The 19586-nt window shown below is 70.9% G+C and carries 16 protein-coding genes and 1 pseudogene; 13 read left to right on the top strand and 4 right to left on the bottom strand.

Going from position 1 to position 19586, the window contains the following annotated elements; genetic code table 11:
- Positions 1 to 248: 248 nt before the first annotated feature.
- A complete protein-coding gene (locus tag ACFC1R_RS20070) occupies positions 249 to 1133 on the bottom strand; it encodes a hypothetical protein (RefSeq protein ID WP_375940359.1) in 885 nt (294 codons plus the stop codon).
- 179 nt (positions 1134 to 1312) lie between these two features.
- Between ACFC1R_RS20070 and ACFC1R_RS20075 the strand changes: the two genes are divergently transcribed.
- Positions 1313 to 3952: a valine--tRNA ligase gene (locus tag ACFC1R_RS20075; protein ID WP_375940361.1), complete on the top strand. Its 2640-nt coding sequence runs from the start codon at positions 1313 to 1315 to the stop codon at positions 3950 to 3952.
- Between the two features lie 515 nt (positions 3953 to 4467).
- Positions 4468 to 5001 (top strand): hypothetical protein, encoded by a 534-nt coding sequence (locus tag ACFC1R_RS20080; RefSeq protein ID WP_375940363.1) that lies wholly within the window; start codon positions 4468 to 4470, stop codon positions 4999 to 5001.
- A 241-nt stretch (positions 5002 to 5242) separates the two neighbouring features.
- Here the strand turns inward: ACFC1R_RS20080 and ACFC1R_RS20085 are convergent, their stop codons facing one another.
- The 3 genes and pseudogenes from ACFC1R_RS20085 to ACFC1R_RS20095 form a co-directional block, all read right to left on the bottom strand.
- Positions 5243 to 5842 (bottom strand): UDP-N-acetylglucosamine 2-epimerase, encoded by a 600-nt coding sequence (locus tag ACFC1R_RS20085; protein ID WP_375940365.1) that lies wholly within the window; start codon positions 5840 to 5842, stop codon positions 5243 to 5245.
- A gap of 19 nt (positions 5843 to 5861) precedes the next feature.
- Positions 5862 to 6317, bottom strand: a complete 456-nt coding sequence (locus ACFC1R_RS20090; protein ID WP_375940480.1) for a hypothetical protein — start codon at positions 6315 to 6317, stop codon at positions 5862 to 5864.
- 44 nt (positions 6318 to 6361) lie between these two features.
- Positions 6362 to 6586 (bottom strand): annotated as a pseudogene (locus tag ACFC1R_RS20095) (glycosyl transferase); the annotation flags it as partial.
- A gap of 449 nt (positions 6587 to 7035) precedes the next feature.
- On the opposite strand from ACFC1R_RS20095, the gene ACFC1R_RS20100 reads away from it, so the two are divergent.
- The 11 genes from ACFC1R_RS20100 to ACFC1R_RS20150 all read left to right on the top strand — a co-directional run bounded on the left by ACFC1R_RS20100 (position 7036) and on the right by ACFC1R_RS20150 (position 19560).
- Positions 7036 to 8400, top strand: coding sequence for a bifunctional folylpolyglutamate synthase/dihydrofolate synthase (locus ACFC1R_RS20100; RefSeq protein WP_375940474.1), 1365 nt, complete (start codon positions 7036 to 7038; stop codon positions 8398 to 8400).
- Between the two features lie 2 nt (positions 8401 to 8402).
- Positions 8403 to 8741 (top strand): DUF4233 domain-containing protein, encoded by a 339-nt coding sequence (locus tag ACFC1R_RS20105; RefSeq protein WP_045306052.1) that lies wholly within the window; start codon positions 8403 to 8405, stop codon positions 8739 to 8741.
- Between the two features lie 103 nt (positions 8742 to 8844).
- On the top strand, positions 8845 to 9258 hold the full coding sequence (gene ndk / locus ACFC1R_RS20110; RefSeq protein WP_375940367.1) for a nucleoside-diphosphate kinase: 414 nt from the start codon (positions 8845 to 8847) through the stop codon (positions 9256 to 9258).
- A gap of 336 nt (positions 9259 to 9594) precedes the next feature.
- Positions 9595 to 10620 (top strand): rod shape-determining protein, encoded by a 1026-nt coding sequence (locus ACFC1R_RS20115; protein ID WP_045306348.1) that lies wholly within the window; start codon positions 9595 to 9597, stop codon positions 10618 to 10620.
- A 96-nt stretch (positions 10621 to 10716) separates the two neighbouring features.
- Positions 10717 to 11778 (top strand): rod shape-determining protein MreC, encoded by a 1062-nt coding sequence (mreC, locus tag ACFC1R_RS20120; RefSeq protein ID WP_375940369.1) that lies wholly within the window; start codon positions 10717 to 10719, stop codon positions 11776 to 11778.
- A 3-nt stretch (positions 11779 to 11781) separates the two neighbouring features.
- Positions 11782 to 12420 (top strand): rod shape-determining protein MreD, encoded by a 639-nt coding sequence (gene mreD, locus ACFC1R_RS20125; RefSeq protein ID WP_375940371.1) that lies wholly within the window; start codon positions 11782 to 11784, stop codon positions 12418 to 12420.
- 13 nt (positions 12421 to 12433) lie between these two features.
- The gene (mrdA, locus tag ACFC1R_RS20130) at positions 12434 to 14659 is read left to right on the top strand and encodes a penicillin-binding protein 2 (RefSeq protein ID WP_375940373.1); all 2226 of its coding nucleotides are present in this window, start codon (positions 12434 to 12436) and stop codon (positions 14657 to 14659) included.
- Positions 14656 to 15855, top strand: a complete 1200-nt coding sequence (rodA, locus tag ACFC1R_RS20135; protein ID WP_375940374.1) for a rod shape-determining protein RodA — start codon at positions 14656 to 14658, stop codon at positions 15853 to 15855. Before mrdA ends, rodA begins: the two co-directional genes overlap by 4 nt.
- A gap of 140 nt (positions 15856 to 15995) precedes the next feature.
- Positions 15996 to 17924 (top strand): TIGR03960 family B12-binding radical SAM protein, encoded by a 1929-nt coding sequence (locus ACFC1R_RS20140; protein WP_375940376.1) that lies wholly within the window; start codon positions 15996 to 15998, stop codon positions 17922 to 17924.
- A 109-nt stretch (positions 17925 to 18033) separates the two neighbouring features.
- Positions 18034 to 18645, top strand: coding sequence for a hypothetical protein (locus ACFC1R_RS20145; RefSeq protein ID WP_375940378.1), 612 nt, complete (start codon positions 18034 to 18036; stop codon positions 18643 to 18645).
- Between the two features lie 150 nt (positions 18646 to 18795).
- Positions 18796 to 19560 carry a TIGR03936 family radical SAM-associated protein gene (locus tag ACFC1R_RS20150; RefSeq protein ID WP_375940476.1) on the top strand — a complete coding sequence of 255 codons (765 nt, stop codon included), beginning with the start codon at positions 18796 to 18798 and terminating at the stop codon, positions 19558 to 19560.
- Positions 19561 to 19586: the final 26 nt, after the last annotated feature.

Below are 19586 nucleotides of genomic sequence, written 5' to 3' on the forward strand. Positions count from 1 at the left end.
CGAGCCCTTCGCCACAATCGCGCCTGAGACCCGACAGCTACGGGGCCCCGCCGAGTTGGTCGGCGGGGCCCCTTCGCTGTCGGGGTGTCACTTCGTGACCTCACGGATGTCGCGCAGTTCCCCGGCACCGGCGGCGCACCACCGTCCGGCCGGTCGGCCGGTGGTGGTGCGCCGAGGGGATTCCGCTCGGACCCGCGGAGGTCGCCTTCGAGTCGGTGCCGCGGTGGCCGTGGCACCGTGCCGACGTGCTACTTCGCGACGACCATCGCGTCGCGGATCGCGCGGGCCTGGTCGGCCGCCTCGGACGGCGACAGCTGCGTGGCGGCACCGGTCAGCGAGATGTGGGTGAAGGTGACCGAGCCGGCGGTCGAGTGGTTGGCCCAGATGCAGACCGGGATGTCGAAGCCGCTGGAGGTGGCGACACCGCAGGAGAGCTTGCCGCCCGGGTCCTTGCCGTCCTGGGCGTCGACCGAGGCCAGCGGCGTCTTCCAGGTCATCTTGCTGGTGGTGGTGATCTGGTTGCCGGCGTCGTTGATGAACGTCTCCGGGCTGTCGAGCGTGCCGTAGGAGCCACCGATGGTGATCATGTCGGTGCTGTCCGCGCCCTTGCTGTACGTGGCGAGCACACCGCCCGCGTACGAGGTGACACCGTGGTTGCTGACGCCGGAGGCGTTGCCGGGCTGGTCCTTGGCCGACTTCTGCACGTAGCCGCCGGGCAGGTTGGCCGGCGCGGCGAGCTTGTACTTGCCCGCCGTGGAGCTGCCGGGGCCGGTGCCGCCCTTGTCACCCGTCAGTGCGACCGCGGCGATGGCGCCGCCGCCCAGCACCACGGCGCCGATCACCAGGCCGACGACCAGTCCGGTGTTGCTCTTGCGCGGCGCGGGCGGCTGCTGCCCGTACGGCGGCTGCGGCGCGCCGTACTGGGGCGCTGCCGGCGGCTGGCCGTACTGGGGCGGCTGGGGTGCGCCGTACTGCGGCGCGGGCGGCTGCTGCGGGTACCCGTACTGCGGCTGCTGCGGCGCGCCGTACTGGGGCGCCGCCGGCGGCTGGCCGTAGGGCGGCTGACCCTGTGGGGGCTGCCCGTACGGTTGCTGCGGCTGGCCCTGCGGATACTGCTGCCCTTGGCCGTACATCGGCTTCGCTCTCCCCCACCGCGTCCGCGGCCTGTGTCTGGCGTACGTCTGTCGTCGTCACCCGTACAAACGGGTGCACGAGTATCGGGCACGGTACCGTACCGGAGTGTCGGCCCGTCGGAGTGGCCCGTCCGCAATGCGTTAGTAAGGCGCCGCCCGGCATACGTAAACTGTGCGTCGTGACCGACACGACGAACCAGCGCCCCGACGCCTCCCGCCCCGGGGACAACGCAGCCACCCTTCCGACGACCTATGCTCCGGCCGAGGTAGAGGGCGAGCTGTACGAGCGCTGGGTGGACCGCGGTTACTTCACCGCCGACGCGAAGAGCGACAAGCCCGCGTACACCATCGTCATCCCGCCGCCGAACGTCACCGGTGCCCTGCACCTGGGCCACGCCTTCCAGCACACGCTGATGGACGCGCTGACCCGCCGCAAGCGCATGCAGGGCTACGAGACGCTCTGGCTGCCCGGCATGGACCACGCCGGCATCGCCACCCAGAACAAGGTGGAGCAGCAGCTCGCCGAGTCCAACCTCTCCCGCCACGACCTGGGCCGCGAGGCCTTCGTCGAGAAGGTCTGGGAGTGGAAGGAGAACTACGGCGGCAGGATCCTCGGCCAGATGCGCCGCCTCGGTGACGGCGTCGACTGGTCCCGTGAGCGCTTCACCATGGACGAGGGCCTCTCGCAGGCCGTCCAGACCATCTTCAAGAAGCTCTTCGACGACGGTCTGATCTACCGCGCCGAGCGCATCATCAACTGGTGCCCGCGCTGCCTCACCGCGCTCTCCGACATCGAGGTCGAGCACGAGGACAGCCCCGGCGAGCTGGTCTCGATCCGCTACGGCGAGGGCGAGGACTCGATCGTCGTCGCCACCACCCGCGCCGAGACGATGCTGGGTGACACCGCGATCGCCGTCCACCCGGAGGACGAGCGCTACGCGCACCTGGTCGGCCGCACCGTCAAGCTGCCGTTGACGGACCGTGAGATCCCGGTCGTCGCCGACACCCACGTCGACCCGGAGTTCGGCACCGGCGCCGTCAAGGTGACCCCGGCGCACGACCCCAACGACTTCGCCATCGGCCAGCGCCACGGCCTGCCGTCGATGACCGTCATGGACGAGCACGGCGTGATCACCGTGCACGGTCCGTTCCTCGGCCTGGACCGTCTGGAGGCCCGCTCGGCCGTGGTCGGCGCCCTGCGCGAGCAGGGGCGGATCGTCGATGAGAAGCGCCCCTACATGCACGCCGTCGGCCACTGCTCGCGCTGCCACACCGTGGTCGAGCCGCGGCTGTCGCTGCAGTGGTGGGTCAAGGTCGAGCCGCTCGCCCACGAGGCCGGCAACGCGGTGCGCGACGGCCGGGTGCAGATCCACCCGAAGGAGCTGGAGGGCCGCTACTTCTCCTGGGTCGACAACATGCACGACTGGTGCATCTCCCGCCAGCTCTGGTGGGGCCACCGGATCCCGGTCTGGTACGGCCCCGAGGGCCAGGTCGTCTGCGTCGGCCCGAACGAGGAGCCGCCGACCGGCGAGGGCTGGCACCAGGACCCGGACGTCCTGGACACCTGGTTCTCCAGCGGCCTGTGGCCGTTCTCCACGCTGGGCTGGCCGGAGCGGACCCCGGACCTGGAGAAGTTCTACGCCACCGACGTCCTGCTCACCGGCCACGACATCATCTTCTTCTGGGTCGCCCGGATGATGATGTTCGGCCTGTACGCGATGGACGGCAAGGCGCCGTTCCACACCATCGCGCTGACCGGCCTGGTCCGCGACCAGTTCGGCAAGAAGATGTCCAAGTCCTCCGGCACCGCCGTCGACCCGCTCGACTGGATGGACGCCTACGGCGCGGACGCCGTCCGCTTCACCCTGGCCCGCGGCGCCAACCCCGGCGCTGACGTGCCGATCGGCGAGGACTGGGTCCAGGGCTCGCGCAACTTCTGCAACAAGATCTGGAACGCCACCCGCTTCGCCCTGATGAACGGCGCGACGGTCGAGGGCGGGCTGCCCGCCGCCGAGCAGCTGACGGCCGCCGACCGCTGGATCCTCTCCCGGCTCAACGCGACGGTCGCCGAGGCCGACGCGCTGTACGACGACTACCAGTTCGCCAAGCTGGCCGACCTGCTGTTCCACTTCGCCTGGGACGAGGTCTTCGACTGGTACGTCGAGCTCTCCAAGACCACCCTGGCCAAGGGCGGCGCACAGGCCGATGCCTCGCGCCGGGTGCTCGGCGAGGTCCTGGACGTCACGCTGCGTCTGCTCCACCCGGTGGTCCCGTTCGTCACCGACACCCTGTGGACCACGCTCACCGGCGCCGAGTCGCTGGTGGTCACCGAGTGGCCCAAGGACAGCGGCTTCCGGGACGCGGCGGCCGAGTCGGAGATCGCCACCCTGCAGCAGGTCGTCACCGAGGTCCGCCGGTTCCGTTCGGACCAGGGCCTGAAGCCGGGGCAGCGGGTCCCGGCCCAGCTGGAGCTGGCCGGTACCGTGCTCGTCCCGCACGAGGACGCGATCCGTTCGCTGCTGCGCCTGACCGAGCCGGAGGCTGGCTTCCACGCCACCGCCGCACTGCCGGTCGCCGGTGCCACCGTGGCCCTGGACCTCTCCGGCACCATCGACGTCGCCGCCGAGCGCAAGCGCCTGACCAAGGACCTCGCGGCGGCCGAGAAGGAGAAGGCTCAGACCTCCGGCAAGCTCGGCAACGAGGCGTTCCTGGCCAAGGCCCCGGACGACGTGGTCGCCAAGATCCGCACCCGCCAGGCCGCCGCCGAGGCCGACATCGCCCGGATCACCGCCCAGTTGGCCTCGCTGCCGCAGGGCTGATTCCCACCCGGCACTCCCGAGGGCCGTACCACCCGCTCACCGGCGGGCGGTGCGGCCCTCGACTGCTTCACGGGCAGAGGGAGTTGAAGAAATGGCGGACTAAAGTCCGGTGGGCTTAGGGGATTTGACCCGGCCACTATTCGGCAGTGCGACGACAGTTCCTGATAGCCCGTTCGGCCGAATTCCCCGACGGTCCCACCGAAGGCGGAAGTGCACGAAGAGTCGGAGGCGGCACAGGAGTCGGCGACTCGGGAGAGTGGGCAGGCCCCCGGCCCACGGGGGGTCGGCCACCGGTGCGCGGGATGAGCTGCCGGGGCCGCACCCGTGGAGTCACCGCGCGGACCGCCGACCGTAATTGAGGGGATAGCCGTTTCATTCCCGTTATTGCCTTCCGGTGGAAGTCCGGCAGTCGTCCGCGCCCGTTACCCGCGCGAGTTCACCGAATTTTGCAGGTGCACTGTGTACGGTGAGCAGGAGTTCAGCAGCGGGTGTTGCGACGGACGGGAGGGCACGGCGTGGCGGTGACCGAGGAGTTGGCCGACGAGCTGCCTGTGGAGGAGGTCGAGGCGGCCAAGTCCCGTGCGGCGACCCTGTTGCTCGCCTTCCGGCACGGCAATCAGCTGGCTTTCGACCACGAGCTGGACTGCCTGCTGGAGGAGGGCGCCGAGCGCGAGGTGACCTCCCTGCTGGTGTGGATCGCCGCCGAGGCGGTCCGCAAGGCGTATGCGCCGGTGGTGGGCGACCGGGTGCTGCGGGCGCTGGCCCGGCGGGCGCCGCTGGACACCGGCGCGGTCGCGGTGGACGAGAGCGGGGCGGACGCGGCCCGGCTGGTCGAGGCGGTCGGTGCGGGTGACGTCGCGACGGTGCGGGCACTGGTGGCCTCCACGGCCGACACCACCTACCTGCTGGGCGGCCTGGTGCAGGCGGTCGCGATGATGCTGCCGCTGCTGCCGGAGGGGGAGGCCGAGGAGGTGGTGGCAGAACTGCGGTCGCGGCACAGCGACCGGACCGGCCGGCCCGCCGGCATCCCGGAGGCCCGGCAGTCCTGACCGGCCCTTGGGGCCGGGTCGTCACCCCGGTCACGGCAGGGCGGGCAGCCGGCCGCCGACGGCGCCGGCGGTCCTGTCGCCGGTCCCGGCAGCCCTGTTGGCGGGCGGGGCCATCGCGCCGCCGAGCCCGGCCGGGGCCGAGGTGGCCGCCGGTCGAGGCCGGCGGGCTGCCGAGGGTCGCAGCGGGAGAGTCCGCCGACGGCCGGGGCGCCCGGGGCACTGCCCGGCTTCCGGCGCGGCGTCAGGCCGCCAGAGCGGTGGACCCGGCCAGGGCCGCGGTGAGCCGGGCGATCCGGGCCGAGGCCAGGCCGTCGCCGTACGGGCTGGGAGTGCCGGCGAGCCGGAGGAGGCGCTGCGGGACGTCGAGGAGCCACTCCCCGGCGACGGTGCCGAGTTCGGGGCCCGGCTGGACCAGTGCGGCGAACCCCGCGTCGATCGCCTCGGGCCGTTCGGTGGAGCGCCGAACCACCAGCAGCGGACGCCCGAGCACCGTGCACTCCTCCTGCACCCCGCCCGAGTCGGAGATCAGCAGCGCGGCATGCCGGGCCAGTCCGAGGAAGTCGGCGGCGAAGGCCGTGTCCAGCTGGTCGAGCGCGGCGGCGATCTGTCCGGCGCGCGGCCTGCCGCCCACTCCGGTGAGCAACTCGGGCTCGGGCAGGTCGAGTTCACGCAGGAAGCGGCCGGACATCGCCTCGTCCCAGTGCTGGCCGGTGTGTACCAGGCGGGCGGCGGGGCCGAGTTCGTGGATCAGCGGGGCGAGCTCGACCAGTTCGGGGCGGGTGCCGAGAACGACCGCGATGCCGGCCGTGCCGGGGCGGCGGGGAAGGTGGTGCAGGGACATCGTCTCTCCGTGGGACTGGTCAGGCTTCGAGCGCGGTGGGGTCGCCGACGGCGGTGAGTTCGGCGTTCCGCCGGGTCTTGGCCCAGCCGTTGCGGCCGAGCAGCAGTCGCACCGCGGCCCGGACGGCGACCACGAAGAGGTGGTAGGTGTAGAGCCAGAGCAGCAGGCCCCAGAGCAGGCTGGTCAGCCGGCTCCGTTCGGGACGGACCGACGTGCGGTAGACCGGGCCCCAGCGCACCAGCGGCAGCGCAGCGATCACGAAGGCGACGAGCATCAGCAGGCCGAAGCGCTGCTCGAAGGCGGCGGCGTCCTGCGGGTAGAAGATCCGGGTGGCCAGCGAGGTGCCCAGCGAGACCGGGGTGAGCAGGACCAGCAGGACGCAGACCACCGGCTGCAGGAAGGTGTACAGCACCTCGGCCTTGCCCGCGAGGGTGTGTGCGGCGAGCGCAGCACGCGGGGTGTGTAGCGCAGGCACTGCACGTTGCCCTGGGCCCAGCGGGTGCGCTGGGTGAGGAAACGCCGGACGGAGACCAGGCCCTCCCGGGAGACCCGGGTCTCCTGCACGTGGGTCAACCGGTAGCCGGCCAGCCGCAGTTCGAGTCCGGACTCGTAGTCCTCCAGCAGTGCCCGCTCGGGCCGGGGGGCGCCGGTGCCCCGGCCGAGCTCGTCGAGTGCGGTGAGCCGGACGAACTGGCCGTTGCCGCCGAGACCGACGCTGCCGGTGCGGCGGCGCAGCAACTGCATCGCCGCGTTGCCCGCCTGGAACTCGATGTCCTGCACCCGCACCAGTGAGCGCGCGAAGCCGTTGGCGAACCTGCCCCGGCCGGGCAGCGGTCACCGGTCGCCGGGCCCGGCGGGCCCGTCGTGGCGGAAGGCGCGCGCGGAGCCGGCCCAGTACAGCAGGAAGCGGCCGAAGACGAACAGCACGTAGGCGAGCGTGCCAGTGACACCAGCTGCCCCACCGTGAGGACTGCCACCTCATGGGCGAGGAAGAAGTGGTGCACTGAACCGGTTCCGCGAGCTTCGAATCAACGACAAATAGCGACATTTGGCAACGAATCCATGCTAAATGATCGTTTTTACTGTGTCTTGGCGAAGTGATGACCCTTGCCCGGGACGGCCTGCTCCGACCGGTGACCGCCGCTCCGTAGACTGAGGGCGTGAGCGACAAGGCCGAGCAGAACCCGTACACGATCCGCCCCACCAGCAGCGACCCCGGCGACCCGGTGACCGGGCTGCGCGAGGTGGAGGCCGAGCTGGCCAAGCGCTGGCCGGAGAACAAGCTGGAGCCCTCGCTCGACCGGATCGAGGCCCTGATGGACATCCTCGGCCAGCCCCAGCGCTCCTACCCCTCGATCCACATCACCGGCACCAACGGCAAGACCTCCACCGCCCGGATGATCGAGCAGCTGCTGAACGGCTTCGAGCTGCGCACCGGCCGCTACACCAGCCCGCACGTGGAGTCCGTCACCGAGCGGATCAGCCTGGACGGCACCCCCATCTCGGTCGAGAAGTTCGTCGAGGCCTACCGGGACATCGAGCCCTACGTGCAGATGGTCGACGCCCAGCAGCCGGTGGCGATGTCCTTCTTCGAGGTGCTGACCGGCATGGCGTACGCGGCCTTCGCCGACGCCCCGGTGGACGTGGCCATCGTCGAGGTCGGGATGGGCGGCTCCTGGGACGCCACCAACGTGATCGACGCCGCCGTCTCGGTGATCACTCCGATCGGTCTCGACCACACCGACAAGCTCGGCGAGACCACGGGCGAGATCGCGGTCGAGAAGTCCGGGATCATCAAGCAGGGCGCCCTCGCCGTAGTCGCCCAGCAGCCGCTGGACGCCGCCCAGAACATCCTCAAGCGGGCCGTCGAGGTGGATGCCACGGTGGCCCGCGAGGGCATGGAGTTCGGCGTGATCCGCCGTGAGGTCGCGGTCGGCGGGCAGATGGTGACGCTGCGCGGGCTCGGCGGCTACGAGTACGAGGAGATCTTCCTCCCGCTGCACGGCGCCCACCAGGCGCACAACGCGGTCCTGGCGCTGGCGGCGGTCGAGGCGTTCTTCGGCGTCGGCGGCGCGCGCGGCGGCAACCTGGACCCGGACAAGGTGCGCCAGGCGTTCTCCGGCGTTCGCTCGCCGGGCCGCCTGGAGGTCGTCCGCCGCAGCCCCACCGTGATCCTGGACGCCGCGCACAACCCGCACGGCGCCCAGGCGACCGTCGCCGCGATCGGCGAGTCCTTCGGCTTCAGCAAGCTGGTCGGAGTGATCGCCACCAGCGGCGACAAGGACGTCCCCGGCCTGCTGGAGGTCTTCGAGCCGATCCTGGCCGAGGTGGTCATCACCCAGAACTCCACCCACCGGGCGATGCCGGTGGACGAGCTGGCCGCACTGGCCGTGGAGATCTTCGGCGAGGACCGGGTCCAGGTCGAACCGCGCCTGGACGACGCCATCGAGGCGGCCGTCACCCTTGCGGAGGAGGAGGACCTCGGTGGCGCCGGCGTCCTGGTCACCGGTTCGGTCATCACGGTGGGCGAGGCCCGCCTGCTGCTCGGGAGGAAGTAGTCATGCGGACCCTGTGCTCCTCGACCCTGATCGGCGAGGCGCTGCTGGTGATGTTCGCCGGTCTGGTGGCCATGCAGCTCAGCGACGTCTCCACGGCCACCATCTGGACGGTCAGCGGGATCGCGATGCTGCTGTGCATCCTGCTCTGCGGCGCGATCACCCGGCCCGGCGCGGTCGCCGTCGGCTGGGCGCTCCAGCTCGGCCTGATCGCCAGCGGCTTCGTCCTGCCGACCATGTTCGGCCTGGGCGTGGTCTTCGCGGGCCTGTGGTGGTGCTCGGTGCACTACGGCCGGAAGATCGACGAGATCAAGGCGGCCCGTGCGGCCGCGGCAGCTGTCTGACCTGGTGAGAGCAGCCCGGCCGGGAGGGCGGGCTGCTCACCCGAGGTAATCTCTGGGCAAGGCCGCATACACCATGCCCTACCGATTCCCCAGGAGCCGCACCGTGTCCCAGCGCACTCTCGTCCTGCTGAAGCCCGACGCCGTCAAGCGCGGCCTGGCCGGCGAGATCATCAGCCGTATCGAGCGCAAGGCCGACTGGCGGCTCGCCGCCGTCGAACTGCGCACCTTCGACCGGGCGACGCTGGAGCAGCACTACGCGGAGCACGTCGGCCGCCCGTTCTACGAGCCGCTGCTCGAGTTCATGACCTCGGGCCCGTCGATCGCCCTGATCGTCGAGGGCGAGAACGTCGTCCCGGGCATCCGCATGCTGGCCGGCGCGACCGACCCGCTGCAGGCCGGTGCCGGCACCATCCGCGGCGACTACGCGACGATCACCCGCGAGAACCTGATCCACGCCTCCGACTCCCCGGAGTCCGCCGAGCGCGAGATCAAGATCTTCTTCCCCGCGCACGCCTGACCCGCACTCCGGTCGAGATGCCCTGGTCGGGCCGGTTGCAGGCCGATCTGGCCCGACCAGGTGAATCTCAACTTTTCATCCTCAAATAACGGAACTCCGGACCTCGACACGGCGTCCCAATCCAGGAAGAAGCCATCGAGTCCCCGGAGAATGGGCGGCGGACCTTACTCGCCGCTCGTGCTGACCGGCGTGGCTACGATGGACACAACTCATGGGCCCGGTGCGGCTGCTCAGCCGAAGTCCGCCCCTTCGCCGTGGGCGAGCACGACCGCCGGCCCACTCCCCGCCATCTGACTCCGAGTTCGGGAAGGCACTTCACACCCCATGGCCAACAATCTGTCGTTCATCGGCCGTGACATGGCGATCGACCTTGGTACTGCCAACACGCTGGTGTACGTCAGGGGCAAGGGGATCGTCCTCAACGAACCGTCCGTCGTCGCGGTCAACACCAACACCGGCGGGATCCTGGCGGTCGGCTCCGAGGCGAAGAAGATGATCGGCCGCACCCCCGGCAACATCGTCGCCATCCGCCCGCTCAAGGACGGCGTGATCGCCGACTTCGAGATCACCGAGCGGATGCTCCGCTACTTCATCCTCAAGATCCACCGCCGCCGCTACCTGGCCCGGCCCCGGGTCGTGGTCTGCGTGCCCTCCGGCATCACCGGAGTCGAGCGCCGCGCCGTGATCGAGGCCAGCTCCCAGGCGGGCGCGCGCCAGGTGCACATCATCGAGGAGCCGATGGCGGCGGCGATCGGCGCGGGTCTGCCGGTCCACGAGCCCACCGGCAACATGGTGGTGGACATCGGCGGCGGCACCACCGAGGTCGCCGTGATCTCGCTCGGCGGCATCGTCACCGCCCAGTCCATCCGGGTGGCCGGTGACGAACTGGACAACGCGATCGTTCAGCACATCAAGAAGGAGTACAGCCTCCTGCTCGGTGAGCGCAGCGCCGAGCAGATCAAGATGAGCATCGGCTCCGCCTTCGCGCTGGAGGGTGAGAAGGATGAGCACGCCGAGATCCGCGGCCGCGACCTGGTCAGCGGTCTGCCGAAGACCGTGGTGATCTCCGCCGCCGAGGTCCGCGAGGCCATCGACGAGCCGGTGAACTCCATCATCGACGCCGTCAAGACCACGCTCGACCAGTGCCCGCCCGAGCTGGCCGGCGATGTGATGGACCGTGGCATCGTGCTCACCGGCGGCGGTGCCCTGCTGCGCGGCCTGGACGAGCGGCTGCGCCGCGAGACCGGTATGCCGATCCACATCGCGGAGAACCCGCTGGACTCCGTCGCGCTCGGCTCCGGCAAGTGCGTCGAGGAGTTCGAGGCGCTCCAGCAGGTGCTCGACGCGCAGCCGCGCCGCTGAGCCACCCGCATCTGACAGTCTTTCAACTGAACGGTCCTCGTCCCGCGCCGCACGGCGCGGGACGGGGTCAGGAACTGAAGGGGCAGCTCCACCGCCGTGAGGGACACCCGAGAGAGCCGGCTACTGCTCATCCTGCTGGTCGCCGTCGCCTTCGCGCTGATCACCGTGGACATCAGGGGCGGTGAGAGCTCTCCCCTGGGTGGTGCCCGGCGTGCCGCCGCAAGCGTCCTCGGGCCGGTCGAGCGGGCCGCCTCCGGTGCCGTCGACCCGGTCGCGGGCACGGTACGGGCGATCCGCGACGCCGGCACCCACCAGCAGCGGCTCGACCAGATCACCCGCGAGAACACCGACTTGCGCCAGCGCCTGGCGTCCTCTGACACGGCCGCAGGACGCACCAAGCAGCTCGACGACATGCTCCGCACCGCCGGGGCGGGCGGCTACACCATCAAGGCCGCCCAGGTGATCGCGATCGGTGCCGCCCAGGGCTTCTCCTGGACCATCACCATCGACGCGGGCACCGAGGACGGTCTGACCCGCGACATGACGGTGATCAACGGCCAGGGCCTGGTCGGCCGGGTCACCACCGTCGGCCCGACCACCGCCACCGTGCTGCTCGCCTCCGACCCCGGCTTCACCGCCGGCACCCGGCTGGAGGGCAGCGACGAGATCGGCTTCGCCAACGGGCAGGGCACCGGGCCGATGCGGATCTCGCTGCTGAACGGCCGGGCCCAGGTCAAGGACGGCGACCGGGTGGTCACCTTCGGCTCGCAGGGCGGCCGCCCGTTCGTCCCCGGCGTGCCGGTCGGCACCGTGGTCGAGGTCGAGGCGACCCCTGGCGAGCTCACCAAGACCATCCTGGTCGAGCCGTACGTCCAGTTCACCAGGCTCGACCTGGTCGGTGTCGTGGTGGTCCCGCCGCGCACCGACCCGCGCGACGCCGTACTGCCGCCGTCCCCGGCCCCGACTCCGACCGCGGCACCCACCCCGTCGTCCGCCGCCCCCGCCGCCTCCGCAGCGGCCACCTCGTCCGCTGCCCCCGGCGCCTCCGCGGCGGCCACCTCGTCCGCCGCGCCCGGTGCCTCCGGTGCGAGCCCCGCACCCACCGGTGCCGGGGCCGGCACCGCCGCGGCGAACCCCAGTCCCTCAGGGGGGAACTGACCCATGCGCCCCAGCCGCATCCTGCTCTCCGCCGTCCTGCTGGTGCTCGGCCTGGTGATCCAGGTCAGCATCCTCGGGCGGCTCCAACTCCCGGGCGCCACACCGGATCTGCTGCTGCTGATGGTGGTCGGCCTGGCCCTGGTCTACGGGCCGACCGGCGGCTGCCTGGTCGGCTTCGCCGCCGGGCTGCTCGCCGACGTCGCACCACCCTCGGACCACGCCATGGGCCGCTACGCCCTGGTGCTCTGCCTGATGGGGTACGCCGCCGGGCTGCTCCGCCCCGAGGGCGGCCGCCAGCGCTCGGCAGTCAGCGCACTGCTCGTGGTCGCGGGCGCCGCGGTGCTCTCGACCCTGCTGTACGCCCTGGTCGGCGCCCTGGTCGGGGACACCGCCGCCCGTCATGTCGGCATCACCGGACTGGTGCTCAGCGCCCTGCTGTACGACGTGCTGCTGGCCCCCTTCGTGGTGCCGGCCGTGATGCTGCTGGCCCGCCGCTTCGACGGCGAGCGCACGGTGGTCGAGTCCGAGGACGGCAACCGCTCGGGTCTGGGCAGCCTGGCCCGCTACCGGACCACCCGGGAGTCCTCGCCGATGCCCGCGTACAAGAAGAAGCGCCTGCCCGGCCTCGCCAAGCGCCCGTGAGGAGCGACCACCGTTGAGCAACATTCCGGAGACCGGCCGCACCCGCCGGGTGACGATCCGTCTGGTCGTCCTGCAGGTCCTGGTGCTGTCCCTGCTCGCCACCCTCGGCGGACGCCTGTGGTACCTGCAGGTCCGCAACGGCAGCGAGTACGCGGCCAAGGCCCAGGGCAACCACATCCGTGAGGTGGTCGAACCCGCCGTGCGCGGGGAGATCCTGGACGCCTCCGGGCGTATCCTCGCCGGGAACGAGACCAAGCTGGTGGTCTCGGTCAGCCGTACCGCCCTGCTCCAGCAGAAGGACCGCGGAAAGGCCGCCCTCGGCCGGCTCGCCGAGGTGCTCGGCATGCCGGTCAAGGACGTCGAGAACAAGGTCAGGCTCTGCGACGCCAAGACCCCGCAGCCCTGCTGGAACGGCTCGCCCTACCAGCCGATCCCGGTGACCCAGCAGGCCACCACCCAGCAGGCGATGCAGATAATGGAGCGCCGAGAGGACTTCCCCGGCATCACCGCCCAGTCCACCGCGCTGCGCCGCTACACCGGCGTCGAGGGCGCCAACGCCGCCCAGGTGCTCGGCTACCTCTCCCCGGTGACGGACGACGAGGTCACCAAGAGCGCCGACAAGACCGGGCGTGACCGCCGTCAGCCCTCCGACCAGATCGGCCGGGCCGGTCTCGAGTCGGTCTACGACGACGACCTGCGCGGCACCACCGGGGTCGACAAGCTGGAGGTCGACAACCTCGGCCGGGTCATCGGCAGCGCCGGGCGCACCCCGGCCCAGCCCGGCAACAACCTGGTCACCAGCATCGACGCCCGGGTCCAGAAGGTGGTCGAGGACCAGCTGGCGCAGGCCATGACCGACGCCCGCAAGACGTACGACAAGGAGACCCAGAAGAACTTCGTGGCGGACTCGGGTGCCGCCCTGGTGATGGACGTGCACACCGGCCGGATCGTCGCGATGGCCAGCGCACCGACCTTCGACCCCAACCTCTGGGTCGGCGGCATCTCCGCCAAGGACTACCAGAACCTGACCGGCAAGGACTCCAACTACCCGCTGATCAACCGGGCCATACAGGGTCAGTCGGCCCCCGGCTCCACCTTCAAGGTCATCTCCACCACCGCGGCCGTCCAGGCCGGCTACTCGCTCGACGGCCGCTACGCCTGCCCGAAGAGCCTGACCATCGGCGGCCGGGAGTTCAAGAACTTCGAGAGCGAGAGCTTCGGTGACATCTCGCTGGAGCGGGCCCTGGAGGTCTCCTGCGACACCGTCTTCTACGGTCTGGCCTACGACCAGTGGATGAAGGACGGCGGCATCAAGCCGAAGAAGGACCCCGCCGACTGGTTCTTCAAGACGGCCCACCAGTTCGGCCTGGGCGCCAAGACCGGTGTCGACCTGCCCGGTGAGGTGCCCGGCCGGGTGCCGGACCGCCAGTGGAAGCAGTCCTTCTACGACGCCAACAAGGACGCCTGGTGCGCCCAGGCGGCCAAGGGCGGCCACGAGTACGCCGACGAGATCGCCCGCGAGAACTGCGTGGACGGCAACGTGATGCGCGCCGGTGACTCGGTCAACTTCGCGATCGGCCAGGGCGACACCCTGGTCACCCCGCTGCAGATGGCCCGGATCTACTCCGCGCTCGCCAACGGCGGCACGCTCTACCGGCCGACCGTCGGCAAGGCCGTGGTCAGCCCGGACGGCAAGCCGGTGCGCGAGATCGCCCCGCACGTCGACGGCAAGCTGCCCGACGACGGCAAGCTGCTGAGCTACATCGACCAGGCCACCGCGGGCGTCATCACCAGCGGTACTGCGGCCTGGAAGTTCACCGGCGCGGGCTGGCCGCAGGGCGCGATCGAGCTGCACGCCAAGACCGGTACCGCCGAGGTCGCCGGCAAGCAGACCACCTCCTGGCTGACCACGTACAGCAAGGACTACGCGGTCGTGATGACGATAAGCCAGGGCGGTACCGGCTCCGGTGGTTCCGGTGACGCGGTACGACGGATCTACCAGGCGCTGTACGGCGTGGACGACAAGGGCGGCATCGACAACTCCAAGGCCCTGCTGCCCAAGCCGCAGGCCGAGCTGCCGAAGTTCAACCCGGACGGCACCGCCATCATCCAGCAGGCCTCGTACCCGGCCGGGTCCTCCTTCCTGGACCCGACCCCGCCGGCCGGTGCCCAGGCCCCGGTCGACGCGGTGCCCGCCGCGCTCGAACCCACCCGCTCCACCGGAAGGGGACGGGCATGACCTCGTACGGTTCGTACCGCCCGATCCGGCTGTCGCCGCAGCGCCGCCCGCTGGCCCGGGTGCTGGCCAAGGACTCCCCGCTGCGGCGGCTCGACTGGATAATGATCCTGGCCGCGCTGGCGCTCTCGCTGGGCAGTTCGCTGCTGGTCTGGTCGGCCACCCGGGGCCGGGACTCGCTCACCCACGGTGATCCGCAGTACTTCCTCTACCGGCACCTCACCAACCTGCTGATCGGCTTGGTGCTCTGCGGCACGGTGATCACCATAGGGAACCGCCGGGTCCGTACCGCGGTCCCCGTCGTCTACGTCGCCGTGCTGCTGATGCTGGTGGCGGTGCTCAGCCCGCTCGGCTCCACCATCAACGGCGCGCACTCCTGGATCCAGTTCGGCGGCGGCTTCTCCATCCAGCCCGCCGAGTTCGCCAAGCTGGGCATCGTGCTCGGCATGGCGCTGCTGCTCTCCGCCCAGGTGGACGCGGGCGAGCGGGAGGTGCCCTCGGACCGCAGCGTCCTCCAGGCGCTGGGGCTGGCCGGAGTCCCGATAGGGATCGTGCTGCTGATGCCCGACGTCGGCTCGGTGATGGTGATGGCCGTCATCATCCTGGGCATCCTGCTGGCCTCCGGGGCCGCCAACCGCTGGGTCTTCGGCCTGCTGGTGGCCGGTACGGCGGGATCGGTCGCGGTCTGGCAGCTCGGCATCCTCAGCAAGTACCAGATCGACCGCTTCGCCGCCTTCGCCAACCCCGCGCTCGACCCCTCCGGTGTCGGCTACAACACCGCCCAGGCCAGGATCGCCATCGGCTCCGGCGGGCTGACCGGGATGGGACTGTTCCACGGCACCCAGACGATAGGGCAGTTCGTCCCCGAGCAGCAGACCGACTTCGTCTTCTCGGTCGCGGGGGAGGAGCTCGGCTTCGTCGGCGGCATCGCCCTGATCGGACTGCTCGGCGTGGTGCTCTGGCGCGCCTGCCGGATCGCCCGGCAGGCCACCGACCTGTTCGGCACGGTGGTCTGCGCCGGGGTGATCAGCTGGTTCGCCTTCCAGGCCTTCGAGAACATCGGGATGAACCTCGGCATCATGCCGGTCGCCGGCATCCCGCTGCCCTTCGTCTCCTACGGCGGATCCTCGATGTTCGCCGTCTGGATCGCGATCGGGCTGTTGCAGTCCGTCCGCTCCCAGCGCCCGATAGGGATCTGAGCGGGTACCGCCCCGTTCTGCGGGACGTCGTCCGGGACCCTCGGTTGCCCGCAACCGGGGGTCCCTTCGCGCGGTCCGGGACCCTCGGGCGCTTCGGCTACTCTTGAGGGTCAGCTTGTTTTCTCCGTAAAGGCCAGTACATGACTGCCGAGTCGGTCTTCCCCCAGTTGGAAGCCCTCCTCCCGCACGTCCAGAAGCCGATCCAGTACGTCGGCGGCGAGCTCAACTCGACCGTGAAGGACTGGGACGCCTGCGACGTCCGCTGGGCGCTGATGTACCCCGACGCGTACGAGGTCGGTCTGCCCAACCAGGGCGTCATGATCCTCTACGAGGTGCTCAACGAGCGCGAGGGCGTGCTGGCGGAGCGCACCTACAGCGTCTGGCCCGACCTGGAAGCGCTGATGCGCGAGCACGGCGTGCCGCAGTTCACGGTCGACGCCCACCGCCCGGTCCGCGCCTTCGACGTCTTCGGGCTGTCCTTCTCCACCGAGCTCGGCTACACCAACATGCTGGCCGCGCTCGACCTCGCGGGCATTCCGCTGGAGGCGAAGGACCGGACGATCGACGACCCGATCGTCCTCGCCGGCGGCCACGCGGCCTTCAACCCCGAGCCGATCGCGGACTTCATCGACTGCGCGGTGATCGGCGACGGCGAGCAGGCCGTTCTCGACATCACCGAGATCATCCGCGCCTGGAAGGCCGAGGGGCAGCCCGGCGGCCGTGACGAGCTGCTGCTGCGCCTCGCCAGGACCGGTGGTGTCTACGTCCCGCGCTTCTACGACGTCGAGTACCTGGCCGACGGCCGGATCGCCCGGGTCGTGCCGAACGCTCCCGGTGTGCCGTGGCGCGTCTCCAAGCACACCGTCATGGACCTGGACGAGTGGCCGTACCCCAAGCAGCCGCTGGTCCCGCTCGCCGAGACCGTGCACGAGCGGATGTCCGTCGAGATCTTCCGAGGCTGCACCCGAGGGTGCCGCTTCTGCCAGGCCGGCATGATCACGCGCCCCGTGCGGGAGCGAAGCATCACCGGCATCGGCGAGATGGTCGAGCGCGGACTGAAGGCCACCGGCTTCGAGGAGGTGGGTCTGCTCTCGCTCTCCAGCGCCGACCACACCGAGATCGGCGACATCGCCAAGGGCCTGGCCGACCGCTACACCGAGGACAAGATCGGCCTCTCGCTGCCCTCGACCCGGGTCGACGCCTTCAACATCGACCTCGCCAACGAGCTGACCCGCAACGGTCGCCGCTCCGGCCTCACCTTCGCCCCCGAGGGCGGCAGCGAGCGCATCCGCAAGGTCATCAACAAGATGGTGTCGGAGGAGGACCTGATCCGCACCGTCGCCGCGGCCTACGGCAACGGCTGGCGCCAGGTGAAGCTGTACTTCATGGTCGGTCTCCCCACCGAGACCGACGAGGACGTGCTGCAGATCGCCGAGATGGCGAAGAACGTCATCCAGAAGGGCCGCGAGGTCACCGGCCAGAACGACATCCGCTGCACGGTCTCCATCGGCGGGTTCGTGCCCAAGCCGCACACCCCCTTCCAGTGGGCTCCGCAGCTCTCCGCCGAGGCCACGGACGCCCGCCTGGGCAAGCTGCGTGACGCGATCCGCCAGGACCGCAAGTACGGCAAGAACATCGGTTTCCGCTACCACGACGGCAAGCCCGGCATCGTCGAGGGCCTGCTCTCGCGTGGCGACCGCCGCACCGGAAAGATCATCCGCGCGGTCTACGAGGACGGCGGCCGCTTCGACGGCTGGCGCGAGCACTTCTCGTACGACCGCTGGATGAAGGGCGCCGAGACGGGCCTGGCCGGTACCGGCGTCGACGTCGAGTGGTACACCACCCGTGAGCGCTCCTACGAGGAGGTGCTGCCCTGGGACCACCTGGACAGCGGCCTCGACAAGGACTGGCTCTGGGAGGACTGGCAGGACGCCCTGGAAGAGGTCGAGGTCGAGGACTGCCGCTGGACCCCGTGCTTCGACTGCGGCGTCTGCCCGCAGATGGACACGGCCATCCAGATCGGCCCCACGGGCAAGAAGCTGCTGCCGCTGACGGTGGTCAACCAGTAGCGGGTCACATCCGTCGGAACGCCCCGGACCGGTCTCACCGGCCCGGGGCGTTCCGGCTTGTCCGACGGCCGACGGGCCGTCACGACGTACGACTGACGGGGAGACGGTAGTGGGGGATCAGCAGCCCGCGGGGTGCCTGACCGGGGCGGCCCGGGCGATCGCGCTGGTGGTCGTGGTGCCGTTGCGGTTCCTCTGGGAGATCGCCGCCGCGGTGGGGCGGTTCGTGGGGACCGTGCTGCACGCGGTGTTCGTGTGGCCGTTCGAGATGCTGTGGCGGTACGTGCTGGCGCCGGTCGGCCGGGTGCTGTTCGTCGTGCCCGCGGTGTGGCTGTGGCGGACGGTGCTCGCACCGCTCGGCGGCCTGCTGGCCGAGTGGGTCCTGGTCCCGCTCCTGCGGGGCTTCGTCTGGCTGGTGACCCACCTGCTCGTGCTGCCGTTGCAGCTGCTGTGGCGGTACGTGCTGACGCCGGTCGGGCGGGCGGTGGCCTGGCTGCTGCGGTACCTGGTGGCCCTCCCGGTCGCCTGGCTGTGGCGGGTGCTGCTGTTCCCGGTGCTGCGGGAGTTCGGGCGGGCGGTGGCCTGGGCCTGGGGCGTGGCCGGGCGGGTGTGGGGGTTCCTGGTGGTGCGGCCGTGCCGCTGGGTGCGGCGTGAGCTGTGGTGGCCGGTGAAGGCGGAGGTGCGGCGGGTGCTGCACGAGGTCCGTCGGGCCCTGCTGGGCTGATCCGCCCCGAGCGGGGGCGAGTGGGCGTGTCGCGGGCGCGTACCCTTGTCCTGACAGAGTCCGGCCGGACAACGCCGGATGGGGAAACTGACTAAGGACTGAGTGACCCTGGCACGCCGCACGCCCGACGGTCCGCCGCCCGCGCCGACGGTGCAGCGCATCCGTCTCCGCTACACAAAGCGCGGCCGTCTGCGCTTCACCAGCCACCGCGACTTCCAGCGGGCGTTCGAGCGGGCGCTGCGCCGCTCGTCGGTTCCGATGGCCTACTCGGCGGGCTTCACCCCGCACCCGAAGGTCTCGTACGCGAACGCCGCGCCGACCGGGGTGGCTAGCGAGGCCGAGTACCTGGAGATCGGCCTCGCCGAGGCCCGCGACCCCCAGGCGCTGCGCGCGCAACTGGACGATTCGTTGCCGGCAGGCCTGGACATCATCGACGCCGTCGAGGTCCGCACCTCGAACTTCGTGGAGCGTCTGGAAGCATCCGAGTGGCAGGTCCGGCTGGCCGGCGTCGCCGCGGAGGAGGCGGCCCGCGCGGTCGCGGTCTTCCTGGCCGCCGAGCAGGTCGAGGTCCAGCGGCTCACCAAGAACGGGGTCCGGGTCTTCGACGCGCGCGGTGCGGTCGCCGCCCTGGAACTCCTCCCCGCGCAGGTCGACGACGGTAACGACACCGCCACGGACCGCACCGGCGATGTTCGTACGGGCAATCCCTGTGCGATACTGCGGCTGGTAGTACGACACGCCACACCCGCCGTACGACCCGACGACGTTTTGTCCGGTCTTCGTGCGACGGCCGACCTGGCGCCGCCGGTCCCCGCTGAGGTGACCAGGCTGGCGCAGGGGCCGCTCGACGAGGAGACCGGCACGGTGACCGACCCGCTGGCGCTCGACCGCGCAGCGGCCCCGGCCGGCCTGTAGCGGCTGCCGGGCCGCGCGCACCTGCG

The sequence above is a fragment of the Kitasatospora sp. NPDC056138 genome (assembly GCF_042264695.1).
Lineage (GTDB): Bacteria > Actinomycetota > Actinomycetes > Streptomycetales > Streptomycetaceae > Kitasatospora.